The 12,211-nt window shown below is 59.8% G+C and carries 7 protein-coding genes and 1 other RNA gene; 7 read left to right on the forward strand and 1 reads right to left on the reverse strand.

All coding sequences use genetic code 11. The features are described 5' to 3' along the window. Window positions 1-124: 124 nt before the first annotated feature. From ACA075_RS10290 to ffs, 6 genes are all read left to right on the forward strand, one after another. Window positions 125-784 (forward strand): GntR family transcriptional regulator, encoded by a 660-nt coding sequence (locus tag ACA075_RS10290; RefSeq protein WP_109628876.1) that lies wholly within the window; start codon window positions 125-127, stop codon window positions 782-784. 2 nt (window positions 785-786) lie between these two features. Next, window positions 787-4,275 (forward strand): chromosome segregation protein SMC, encoded by a 3,489-nt coding sequence (smc, locus tag ACA075_RS10295; RefSeq protein ID WP_497298360.1) that lies wholly within the window; start codon window positions 787-789, stop codon window positions 4,273-4,275. Window positions 4,276-4,533: 258 nt separating this feature from the next. Then, entirely contained in the window at window positions 4,534-5,388 is an 855-nt protein-coding gene (gene zipA, locus ACA075_RS10300) for a cell division protein ZipA (protein ID WP_094471477.1), read from the forward strand. 246 nt (window positions 5,389-5,634) lie between these two features. Continuing rightward, the gene (gene ligA / locus ACA075_RS10305) at window positions 5,635-7,992 is read left to right on the forward strand and encodes an NAD-dependent DNA ligase LigA (protein WP_497298361.1); all 2,358 of its coding nucleotides are present in this window, start codon (window positions 5,635-5,637) and stop codon (window positions 7,990-7,992) included. 229 nt (window positions 7,993-8,221) lie between these two features. Beyond that, window positions 8,222-9,388: a zinc-binding metallopeptidase family protein gene (locus tag ACA075_RS10310; protein ID WP_497298362.1), complete on the forward strand. Its 1,167-nt coding sequence runs from the start codon at window positions 8,222-8,224 to the stop codon at window positions 9,386-9,388. A gap of 192 nt (window positions 9,389-9,580) precedes the next feature. Further along, window positions 9,581-9,677: signal recognition particle sRNA small type (gene ffs / locus ACA075_RS10315), an RNA gene on the forward strand. Window positions 9,678-9,860: 183 nt separating this feature from the next. On the opposite strand, the gene ACA075_RS10320 is transcribed toward ffs, so the two are convergent. Then, the gene (locus ACA075_RS10320) at window positions 9,861-10,175 is read right to left on the reverse strand and encodes a helix-turn-helix domain-containing protein (RefSeq protein WP_094471480.1); all 315 of its coding nucleotides are present in this window, start codon (window positions 10,173-10,175) and stop codon (window positions 9,861-9,863) included. A gap of 303 nt (window positions 10,176-10,478) precedes the next feature. Between ACA075_RS10320 and ACA075_RS10325 the strand changes: the two genes are divergently transcribed. Further along, window positions 10,479-12,179, forward strand: coding sequence for a putative bifunctional diguanylate cyclase/phosphodiesterase (locus ACA075_RS10325; protein WP_497298363.1), 1,701 nt, complete (start codon window positions 10,479-10,481; stop codon window positions 12,177-12,179). Window positions 12,180-12,211: the final 32 nt, after the last annotated feature.

Consider the following 12,211-nt stretch of genomic DNA (forward strand, 5'->3'; position numbering starts at 1 on the left):
CTCGCGGGTTAGCCTGCTTTTTGCTTGATTCGTGCCAAAAACCGCTGAGTGGGCACTCCGCCATGACCCTTCATGTGCGCTACACTGCGCCGCTTGTGCAGATCGAAGAGTTTGAAGGACAACCATGACGTTCAAGGCGCCGGACAGCCTCGCCGAGCAAATTGCTCACCACCTCGCCGAACGCATCATTCGTGGCGAAATGAAGCCCGGGGAGCGCATCCAGGAACAGAAGGTCACGCTGGCCCTCAATGTCAGCCGCGGTTCGGTCCGTGAAGCCTTGTTGATCCTCGAGCGCCGCCACCTGATCGCGATCCTGCCGCGACGCGGTGCCCACGTCACCGAGCTCACTGCCCATAAGGTGCAGAGCCTGTGCACGTTGATGAGCGAACTCTATATTCTGCTGGGCAATGCCGTGGCCAAAGGCTGGCAGGTCCAGGCCGACATGGCGCCGTTCGTGCAGATCCAGCAGCGCCTGGCCGCCAGCTACGAGCGTCAGGATATCCGCACCTTCGTCGACGACAGCTTCAATGTGATGCGCGCCGCGTACCCGTTTGCCAACAACCCGTACTTGCAGGAAACCGTCGAGAACCTGCAACCGGCGATGAGCCGTGCGTATTTCCTCGCCCTGGACCAGCGCAAGGCCTCGATGAGCGAGTTCCTGGAGTTGTTCGAACGCTTGCTCGCCGCCGTGCTGGCCCGTGACTTTCCGCAGATCCGCGAAGTGCTGACGGCCTATGCCCAGCGCAGCAGCGATCTGGTGGTTTCTGCCCTGACGGACGCTTAAGCGTGCGGCTCAAGTGCATAAAACTGGCAGGGTTCAAATCCTTCGTCGATCCGACCACCGTGAACTTCCCCAGCAACATGGCGGCCGTGGTCGGGCCCAATGGCTGCGGCAAGTCGAACATCATCGACGCCGTTCGTTGGGTGATGGGCGAAAGTTCGGCCAAGAACCTCCGTGGCGAGTCGATGACCGACGTCATCTTCAACGGTTCGACCAGCCGTAAGCCGGTGAGCCAGGCGAGTATCGAGCTGGTGTTCGATAACTCCGACGGCACGCTGCTTGGCGAATACGCCGCCTATGCAGAAATTTCCATTCGCCGCAAAGTGACCCGCGACAGCCAGACCACCTATTACCTCAACGGCACCAAATGCCGTCGTCGCGATATCACCGACATCTTCCTGGGCACAGGCCTGGGCCCGCGCAGCTATTCGATCATCGAGCAGGGGATGATCTCCAAGCTGATCGAGTCCAAGCCTGAAGACCTGCGCAACTTTATCGAAGAAGCGGCGGGTATCTCCAAGTACAAGGAGCGTCGGCGCGAGACCGAAAACCGCATTCGTCGCACCCATGAAAACCTGGCCCGCCTGACCGATTTGCGTGAAGAACTCGAGCGCCAGCTTGAGCGTTTGCATCGCCAGGCCGAGGCCGCCAAGAAGTATCAGGAATACAAAGGCGAGGAGCGTCAGCTCAAGGCCCAACTGTCGGCGCTGCGCTGGCAGGCGTTGAACGAACAGGTCGGGCAGCGCGAAGCAGTCATTGGCAATCAGGAAGTCACCTTCGAAGCGTTGGTCGCTGAACAGCGCAACGCCGATGCGGCCATCGAACGCTTGCGTGACGGGCACCATGACCTGTCAGAGCGCTTCAATCTGGTGCAGGGGCGCTTCTATTCGGTGGGCGGCGACATTGCCCGGGTCGAGCAGAGCATTCAGCACGGTCAGCAGCGTTTGCGGCAGTTGCAGGATGATCTGAAAGAAGCCGAGCGCGCGCGCCTGGAAACCGAATCGCACCTGGGTCACGACCGCACCTTGCTGCTGACCCTCGGTGAAGAGCTGGACATGCTCACGCCGGAGCAGGAAGTCACCAGCGCCGCCGCCGAAGAAGCCGCCGCCGCGCTGGAAGAATCCGAAACCACCATGCACGGCTGGCAGGAGCAGTGGGACACCTTCAACCTCACGGCCGCCGAGCCGCGCCGCCAGTCCGAGGTCCAGCAGTCACGCATTCAGCAACTCGAAACCAGCATGGAGCGTTTGGCCGATCGCCAGAAGCGCCTTGGCGAAGAGCGCGCGTTGCTCTCGGCGGACCCGGAAGACGCGGCGATCATGGAGCTCAGCGAGCAGCTCGCTGAATCCGAAGCGACGCTTGAGGATTTGCAGACCAGTGAACAAGCTCAGGTCGAAAAGCTTGAACAACTGCGTCAGGAATTGCAGCACGCGCTGACCGCGCAGCAGCAAGCCCAAGGCGATTTGCAGCGCCTCAACGGTCGCCTCGCCTCCCTCGAAGCCTTGCAGCAGGCCGCGCTCGATCCGGGCACCGGCACCGCTGAATGGCTGCGCGAACAGCATCTGGCGGACCGTCCGCGTCTGGCCGAAGGTTTGAACGTTGAAGCGGGTTGGGAGCTGGCGGTGGAAACCGTGCTCGGTGCCGACCTGCAAGCGGTGCTGGTGGACGACTTCGGCGATTTCGATCTTGCCGGTTTTGCCCAGGGCGATTTGCGTTTGCTCAGCCCGGCCAGCGATGGTGTGCGTGTGCCCGGCAGCTTGCTCGACAAGGTTGAAGCGCAGATCGATCTGTCGCCGTGGCTGGGGCAGGTCAAACCGGTTGAGAATCTTGAACAGGCGTTGGCCCTGCGCAGTCAGCTGACCGTCGGCCAGAGCTTGATCAGCCGCGACGGCTATTGGGTTGGCCGACACTTTCTACGTGTTCGCCGGGCCAGCGAAGCGGAAAGCGGCGTGCTTGCCCGTGGTCACGAGATCCAGCGACTGAGCATCGAGCGCGAAGAGCGCGAAGCCACGGTCGAAACCCTCGAAACCCAACTTCAGACGCTCAGGGCGCAGCAGCGTCAGCAGGAAAACGGTCGCGAACATTTGCGTCGTTTGCTGCAAGACGAAGCGCGTCAGCAAGGCGAGTTGAAAGCCCAGTTGTCGGCCGGCAAGGCCAAGGCCGAACAACTGACCCTGCGTCGTACACGCCTGGACGAAGAGCTCACCGAATTGGCTGAGCAACGCGCGCTGGAGCACGAAAACATCGGTGAAGCGCGCCTGCAATTGCAGGAAGCCCTCGACGCCATGGCGTTGGACACCGAGCAACGCGAGTTGCTGCTGGCCCAGCGCGACAGCCTGCGCGAGCGACTTGATCGGGTGCGTCAGGAAGCCCGGCAACACAAGGATCACGCCCATCAACTGGCGGTGCGTCTGGGGTCGCTCAAGGCGCAACACGACTCCACGCGTCACGCGTTGGAGCGGCTGGAGATGCAGTCCGAGCGCCTGACCGAGAAACGTGAACAGCTGAGCCTTAATCTGGAAGAGGGCGAAGCACCGCTGGAAGAGTTGCGCCTGAAACTCGAAGAGTTGCTCGACAAACGCATGACCGTCGATGAAGAACTGAAAACGGCGCAGATCGCTCTGGAAGACGCTGACCGTGAATTGCGTGATGCGGAAAAACGTCGCAATCAGGCAGAGCAGCAATCGCAGTTGATTCGCGGGCAAATGGAAACCCAGCGCATGGAATGGCAAGCCCTGACCGTGCGCCGCAAGACGCTGGAAGATCAGTTGCTGGAAGACGGTTACGACCTGCACGGCGTACTCGCCACGCTGACCGCCGAGGCTAACGAGAAGGACGCCGAAGAAGAACTCGAACGCATTGCGGCGCGGATTCAGCGCCTCGGTGCGATCAACCTGGCGGCCATCGACGAATACCAGCAACAATCCGAGCGTAAACGTTATCTGGATGCGCAGAACGACGATCTGGTGGAAGCGCTGGACACCCTCGAGAACGTGATTCGCAAGATCGACAAGGAAACCCGAAACCGCTTCAAGGATACCTTTGATCAGATCAATGGCGGTTTACAGGCGCTTTTCCCAAAAGTTTTCGGTGGAGGACGCGCGTATTTGGAACTGACGGGCGAAGATCTACTCGATACAGGGGTAACGATCATGGCGCAGCCGCCAGGAAAGAAGAACAGCACCATCCATTTGCTCTCCGGTGGCGAAAAAGCCCTGACCGCATTGGCCCTGGTTTTTGCAATCTTCAAGTTGAATCCGGCGCCGTTCTGCATGCTCGATGAAGTTGATGCACCCTTGGATGACGCTAACGTTGGACGCTACGCACGGCTGGTCAAAGAGATGTCGCAGACGGTGCAGTTCATCTATATCACCCACAATAAGATCGCCATGGAAATGGCCGAGCAACTGATGGGTGTGACGATGCACGAACCGGGTTGTTCGCGTCTGGTGGCAGTGGATGTCGAGGAGGCGATGGCGATGGTGGAGGCCTGAGTCGGCGTTTGTAGGGCAGGTATTTTCTGTCTGTAGGACTTTTTTTACTGTCTCGACTTGCTGGCCAATCGACATATTCGCGCTAGCCATTGTGACAGACGGTGTAAAGTTACCTTTGGTCGTGCTAGTTTAATGTCAATTTTTCGTATACGTGGGCAAAACGCCTGTCAGAACATAGAGTTGGCGCCACGTTTTAAAGCGGTTTGCGAGTTGTAAACCCCTTATTTTTCAGCATTTTTTATAGAGGCACGGGATTACATGGAAATCGGTCTGCGCGAGTGGCTGATCGTCATCGGCATTATTGTCATTGCCGGTATTCTTTTCGATGGCTGGCGTCGCATGCGCGGCGGCAAGGGAAAACTAAAATTCCGTCTTGACCGAAGTTTGTCCAACCTGCCGGACGAGGACACCAGCGCCGAGCTGTTGGGCCCGCCCCGCGTGCTGGACACGCATAAAGAACCGCAACTGGACGAGCACGATCTGCCGTCGGTGAGCATGCCTGCCCGTGAACCGCGTGAGTCGGGTTCCAAGCGCGGCAAGCGTGGCCATGGCGAGCCTTCCCAGGGCGACATGAACCTCAGCCTGGATCTGGACGGCGGCCCGAGCTTCAGCAGCCGTGACGACGATTTCCCGGATGACACCAAGGCTTCGCCGTCGATCAGTGACAAGGAACAACCGCAAGCCGAAGAAGTGCTGGTGATCAGCGTGATCTGCCGTGACGCTGCCGGCTTCAAAGGCCCGGCGCTGTTGCAGAATATTCTGGAAAGCGGTCTGCGTTTCGGCGAGATGGATATTTTCCACCGCCACGAAAGCATGGCCGGCAACGGTGAAGTCCTGTTCTCCATGGCCAATGCGGTCAAGCCGGGCATCTTCGATCTGGACGACATCGACCACTTCAGCACCCCGGCGGTGAGCTTCTTCCTCGGCCTGCCAGGCCCGCGTCACCCGAAGCAAGCCTTCGACGTGATGGTGGCCGCGGCGCGCAAACTGTCCCAGGAGCTGAACGGCGAACTGAAAGACGACCAGCGCAGCGTGCTGACCGCCCAGACGATCGAGCATTACCGTCAGCGCATCGTCGAATTCGAACGCCGCGCCCTGACCCAGAAGCGCTGATCCAAAACGAAGCTCTCTATGTCAGGAGAGCTTTTTATGGCGAGGGAGCTTGCTGTGGCGAGGGAGCTTGCTCCCGCTGGGCTGCGAAGCAGCCCCCTTCATTCAGACACACCGCAATCGCTGGTTTTACGACGGCTTCGCCGCCGAGCGGGAGCAAGCTCCCTCGCCACAGAACATGCGTCGTTACGCTATTGTTTAGAAGATTGAGCAGCCTCGGCTGCTCTTTTGCTTTATGAGAGAACACCCATGACCGCCGCCAAAACCCGCATTCTAGAGCTGCGCGCTGAGCTGGATCAGCACAACTACCGTTATCACGTGCTGGACGAGCCGAGCATCCCGGACGTCGAATACGACCGGTTGTTCCATGAGCTCAAGGCCCTCGAAGCGGCCCATCCCGACCTGATCACCAGCGACTCGCCGACCCAGCGCGTCGGCAGCGCAGCGCTGTCGGCGTTCACTCAGGTGCGCCACGAAGTGCCGATGCTCAGCCTCGGTAACGCCTTCGAAGAAACCGACATGCGCGAGTTCGATCGCCGAGTGACGGAAGGCCTCGACCTGCCGGTCGGCGATTTGTTTGGCGGCGGCGCGGCGGTTGAATACAGCTGCGAACCGAAGCTCGATGGCCTGGCGGTCAGCCTGCTTTATCAGGACGGCGTGTTGGTGCGCGGCGCGACGCGCGGCGACGGCACCACCGGCGAAGACATCAGCGTCAACGTGCGCACCGTGCGCAATATCCCGCTGAAATTGCAGGGAACGGGCTGGCCAGCGACCCTGGAAGTGCGCGGCGAAGTGTTCATGTCCAAGGCCGGTTTCGAGCGCCTGAACGCCACGCAACTGGAAGTCGGCGGCAAGACCTTCGCGAACCCGCGCAACGCGGCGGCCGGCAGCTTGCGCCAGCTGGATTCGAAGATCACCGCCAACCGCCCGCTGGAGTTCTGCTGCTACGGCATCGGCCAGATTTCGGCGGACATTGCCGACACGCACATTGGCAATCTCAAACAGCTCCAGGCCTGGGGCATGCCGATCAGTCGCGAGTTGAAACTGGCGCACGGCATTGATGAATGCCTGGATTACTACCGCGACATCGGCGAGCGCCGTAACGGGCTGGCCTATGAAATCGACGGCGTGGTGTTCAAGGTCAACAGCATCGCGTCCCAGCGTGAGCTGGGTTTCCGCGCTCGCGAGCCGCGCTGGGCGATTGCCCATAAATTCCCGGCCATGGAAGAACTCACCGAACTGCTCGACGTGGAATTCCAGGTCGGCCGCACCGGCGCTGTGACGCCTGTGGCGCGCTTGAAACCGGTCAAGGTCGCCGGTGTCACCGTGGCCAATGCGACCTTGCACAACATGGACGAAGTGGCGCGTCTGGGCCTGATGATCGGCGATACCGTGATCATTCGCCGTGCGGGCGATGTGATTCCGCAAGTGGTGCAAGTGGTCATGGAGCGTCGCCCGGACGACGCGCGTCCAGTGCAGATTCCAGAGAAGTGCCCGGTCTGCGGCTCGCATGTCGAGCGCACGCAACTGGTCAAGCGCAGCAAGGGTCGCGAGACCGTCAGCGAAGGCGCGGTCTACCGCTGCGTCGGTCGTCTGGCCTGCGGTGCGCAACTCAAGCAGGCGATTATTCACTTCGTCTCCCGTCGTGCGATGGACATTGAAGGCCTCGGCGACAAGAGCGTTGAACAATTGGTGGATGAAGGTTTGGTGAGTTCCCCAGCCGATCTGTATGCCTTGAAGTTCGAGGACATCGTCGATCTGGAAGGCTTTGCCGAGCTGTCGAGCAATAAACTGCTCGCTGCGATCAAGGACAGCAAGACACCGAGCCTGGCACGGTTCATCTACGCCCTCGGGATTCCTGATGTCGGCGAAGAGACGGCCAAGGTCCTGGCGCGCTCTCTCGGCTCGCTGGAGCGGGTTCAGCAGGCATTGCCGCAAGTGCTCACGTACTTGCCGGACGTCGGCCTGGAAGTGGCTCACGAGATTCACAGCTTCTTTGAAGATGCACATAACCAGCAGGTCATTTCGCAACTGCTCAAGCACGGTCTGCAGATTCAGGATCAGGGCGAACTGGGTGCCGAGTTTGCCGCCAGTACCACGCTGGGTGGTTTCCTCGACAAGCTGCACATTCCGTCGGTCGGGCCGGGCGGGGCGCAGAAGCTGGCGGACAAGTTTGGTTCGCTGGAAGGTGTGTTCGGCGCTGACTGGCTGGACATGCGCCAGGCATTGCCGGAGAAACAGGCTAATTCGGTTAGAGAGTTTTTCGCGATTGAAGAAAATCGCCAGATTGCTGAGTCCGCCGAGAAACAGCTGCGCGATTTCGGCATGCACTGGCAGAGCGAGAAGAAAGTCGTCGAAGGCCTGCCGCTGGCTGGCCAGACCTGGGTGCTGACCGGTTCGCTGGAATTGATGAGCCGCGACATCGCCAAGGACAAACTCGAAAGCCTCGGCGCCAAGGTGGCGGGTTCGGTGTCAGCCAAGACCCATTGCGTGGTAGCTGGGCCGGGTGCCGGTTCGAAGCTGGCCAAGGCCAATGAATTGGGATTGAAGGTGCTCGACGAAGAAGCGTTTGTCGATTTCCTGAAAAAACACGGCATCTCTGTCTGACGCTAGACCTGTGGCGAGGGGATTTATCCCCGTTCGACGACGAAGTCGTCGCAAGGCCGTTGCCCGCAATCTGTCTGTGATAAAGCGGTTGCCGGATCTGGGGTTGCTTCGCAACCCAACGGGGATAAATCCCCTCGCCACAAACGCAATGCATGCAGGGGTGTATATCGTGGGAACGATCTTCGCGCAGCAATGATCTAGTCTTGGCAGGCCCCAGGGAGAGATCGCCATGTACCGCTTCTTCGAACAGCTCAGCTCACGCATTGCCGCGCCCTTCATCGGCGAAAGTTCGCGCAACAGCAAGGTCTGGCAGTGCCGCTGCGGGCAGTCGCTGTTCTTTCGCAACAGCCAGTGCCTGGCCTGTTCGGCGGCGTTGGGCTATCAGCCGGAGCAGAGCCGACTGTCCTCGCTGCAACCGGGGGTACTGGCGGACACTTGGTCACTCGACGCCGACCCCGGGGCCGGTCTGTTCCGGCGCTGCGCCAACCTCGATTCCCCGGCCGCGTGTAATTGGCTACTGCCGGCCAATGACCACGATGCGCTGTGCATCGCCTGCAGCCTGAATCGCACCATCCCTGACCTGTCGATTGCCGAAAACCACGAACGTTGGCGCCAGGTCGAAACCGCCAAGCGTCGTCTGGTCGCGCAGTTGATCAGCCTTGGATTGCAGGTGATTCCCAAAACTGTCGATGAGCAAACTGGCCTGGCCTTCGATTTCATCGGTGTCGACCTAGAAGGCAAGCCGCCGACCACGGGTCACGCCAATGGCCTGATCACCCTTGATATCAAGGAAGCCGACGACGCCCACCGCGAAAAGGTCCGGGTGCAAATGCACGAGCCTTATCGCACGCTGCTCGGGCATTTTCGTCATGAGGTCGGGCATTATTACTGGGACCGGCTGATCGCCAACAGTCATTGGCTGGAACCGTTTCGCAACCTGTTCGGCGACGAGCGTCTCAGCTACGCCGACGCCCTCGAGCGCCATTACCAGCAAGGCGCGCCGCTGGACTGGCAGCAACATTGCGTCAGCGCCTACGCGACCATGCATCCGTGGGAAGACTGGGCGGAAACCTGGGCGCATTACCTGCACATGATGGACGCGGTGGATACGGCGCTGGGGTTTGGCATGAGCGCGCGCGAGATGGATTTCGACTACCAGCCATTCCCGCTCGACACGCTCTACGATCCACAGCATCCCGGCGGCGCGGCGTTCCTGTCGTTCGTCAACGCATGGATCGAACTGGCCGGCATGCTCAATGAATTATCACGCAGCATGGGCCAGCCGGATTTCTACCCGTTCGTCCTGCCGCCGGCAGTGATTGCCAAGCTGCACTTCATCCATCTGGTGATCCAGCAAGAGGGCGGCAGGGCGGATGAAGTGCTGCAAGACCTCTAGCCAACTCCGTCCGCTTGTAGCAGCCTCGCAGCCTCGACAGCTGCTACAGGGCTACAGGGCTGCGGTGTTCTGCAGATTTTGCATGTCCTTGAACCAGCACATATTTTTTAATCCCCCCGAACGGTTGTAACTTCGTCTCAGATAGGTACAATGGCGCGGCTCGCCGTCAGGTGAGCGTCGTTATGGTGACCCCATCGGTCCCCCCGCAACGATTACCCGTGAACCTGGTCAGATCCGGAAGGAAGCAGCCACAGCGGGAACATTGTGTGCCGGGGTGTGGCTGGTGGGGTTGCCTCCATAACGCACCGCGAGTCCTCTCTCGCGTTATCTGCCTGAAAATACTTATTTTGTGTGTGCTGCCATGGCCCTTGATCCAGGCGGTTTTTTGTCGTTCCCGATTTCTGGAATGAACGTAAAAAAGGAGGCCGACGTGTCGTATCAGACACGTCGGCCTCCTTTTTCATTTCCGCCACTAAGGCTTGGACAAGGCCTGGTCAACCGCTGCGATCAGCTTTCCCAGATCCTTCGGGGTGGCTTTGTGGATGACACCGAACAGATACGCCCGCTGTTCATCTTCATCGCCCAGATCTGCGAAAAAGGCTTTCAGCTTTACGTCCAGCACGTCGGCAAGCAGGAACAAGGCTTCGACGCTGGGGGTATAGGTTCCGGTTTCAAAGCGGCTGATGGTTTTGGGGTCAAAACCGGTTTTTTCGCCGAGTTCAGCCTGAGTAAGCCCCGCGACCTTACGGTAGCGTCGGATGGCTGGACCCAAACTTGAAATTTGCATCGCTCAATTCCCATTTAGAATCAAGAACTTAACGATAGATTTTTGCATTAGGCAACTGCATGATCCATCACCTTGCTTTGCAAAATGTGATGCGTTTCGTAGAATCGCCGCCAATAAGGGGGGAATGGTGATCTATTTCCCGAAAATGGGCGATGCGAAACCGCCAGCATTGCGCTCCTTTGCCAGCCTTGCACGAGGTTTTTGAGACTAGCCGATCTCCGGTTCTGCGCGGTCATCAAATGCGGGTCATGGAGTGAAAACGTGTTTGCGCAGTCCCACCGCTAGCGACAGCGAGCCTGATTCATGGATGAGAAATACCGCAGGGCCGTGGATGCCGCCGCCATTTTTTCCGAGACCGACCTGAGCGGCCGGATCACCCACGTCAATGATCAGTTCTGCGCCGTGTCCGGCTACAGCCGCGACGAGTTGCTCGGGCAGAACCATCGTCTTCTCAATTCCGGCGTGCACAGCGCGGATTTCTTCGCCGGCATGTGGCGCACCATCGCGCTGGGCAACGTCTGGAAGGGCGATATCTGCAATCGCGCCAAGGACGGCAGCCTGTACTGGGTTGAAAGCACCATGGTGCCGGTACTCAATGACGCGACCGGACGGGTCGATCGATACCTGTCGATTCGTTTCGACATCAGCGAAAAACGCCAGTTGTTGCATTCCCTGCAATGGCGGGTCGGGCACGACGTGCTGACCGGGCTGCCCAATCGTGCGTTTCTCTCGGATCTGCTGGACCAGGCGCTGGAGTTCTCCCGGCAGGAAAACATCCCGCTCGCCGTCTGCATGCTCGACCTTGACGGGTTCAAGGCGGTCAACGACGGCTACGGTCACGCCAGTGGCGATCAATTGCTGGTGGAAGTGGCCAAGCGTTTGCGCCACATCGTGCGTGGCGAAGATGTCGTGGCGCGGTTGGCCGGCGACGAGTTTGTGCTGGTGTTGCGTTACGTGCGGGATCTGCCGGAATTGCGCGCGGCGCTGAACCGGGTGCTGGGAGCGATTTCGGCGCCGTATACGTTGCACGGCAAGGACATCAATGTGTTCGCCAGCATCGGCGTCACGCTGTTTCCGCTCGACCATGAAGATGCCGAAACCCTGTTGCGTCACGCCGATCAGGCCATGTACGTGGCCAAGCAGCGCGGGCGCAACCGATTCCATCTGTTCGACGTGTCCAGGGATCAGGAGGTCAAGGCCACTCACCAGACGGTCGAGCGCGTGCGCCAGGCGCTGGCCGCCGATGAGTTGCGTCTGCATTTCCAGCCCAAGGTCAACATGCGCCTTGGCGTGGTGGTCGGCTTCGAGGCGCTGTTGCGCTGGGAACATCCGCAAAACGGCATGGTGCCGGCTCGGGAGTTTTTGCCGTTTGTGGAAGAGACGGACCTGATCGTCGACATCGGCGAATGGGTGATGGATCAGGTGCTGACGCAATTGCACCGCTGGCAGCAGGCGGGGCAGGGCTGGCCGATCAGCATTAATATCGCGGCACGGCATTTCCAGCGCGCGGATTTCGTCGACCGGCTCAGGCACGTCCTCGCCCGGCATGTCGATGTTGCGCCGCAGATGCTCGACCTGGAAATCGTCGAGTCGGTGGCGGTCGAGAATATCCAGCACGTCAGCGACTGTTTGCAGGCCTGTCAGGCGCTGGGGGTGCAGTTTTCATTGGGCGACTTCGGCACTGGCTATTCGTCGCTGAGCTACCTCAAGCGATTGCGCACCCAAACCATCAAGATCGATAAGTCGTTTGTGCGCGACATTCTGGATGATCGCGATGACCTGGCGCTGACCACCGCGGTGATCGGCCTGGCCCGGGCGTTTGGCCGGCAGGTGATCGCTGAAGGGCTGCAAAGTATCGAGCACGGTGAGTTGCTGTTGCGACTGGGGTGTGAAGTGGCTCAAGGCTATTTCATCGCCCGGCCAATGCCCCCCGCCGACGTGCCGGGTTGGGTCGCCGGGTTTGTCGCGCCGCCGCAATGGCAATCGCTGGACCAGGTTGGCTGAAGTCCGGTAATCCACACTGATCTCCTATGGGA

It is taken from the genome of Pseudomonas sp. LBUM1663 (assembly GCF_059695905.1).

Bases quoted from the DNA above. Each gene is read 5' to 3' on its own strand.
- ACA075_RS10290 (WP_109628876.1), top strand. From the start codon at position 125: ATGACGTTCAAGGCGCCGGACAGCCTCGCCGAGCAAATTGCTCACCAC.
- zipA (WP_094471477.1), top strand. From the start codon at position 4,534: ATGGAAATCGGTCTGCGCGAGTGGCTGATCGTCATCGGCATTATTGTC.
- ligA (WP_497298361.1), top strand. From the start codon at position 5,635: ATGACCGCCGCCAAAACCCGCATTCTAGAGCTGCGCGCTGAGCTGGAT.
- ACA075_RS10310 (WP_497298362.1), top strand. From the start codon at position 8,222: ATGTACCGCTTCTTCGAACAGCTCAGCTCACGCATTGCCGCGCCCTTC.
- ACA075_RS10320 (WP_094471480.1), bottom strand. From the start codon at position 10,175: ATGCAAATTTCAAGTTTGGGTCCAGCCATCCGACGCTACCGTAAGGTC.
- ACA075_RS10325 (WP_497298363.1), top strand. From the start codon at position 10,479: ATGGATGAGAAATACCGCAGGGCCGTGGATGCCGCCGCCATTTTTTCC.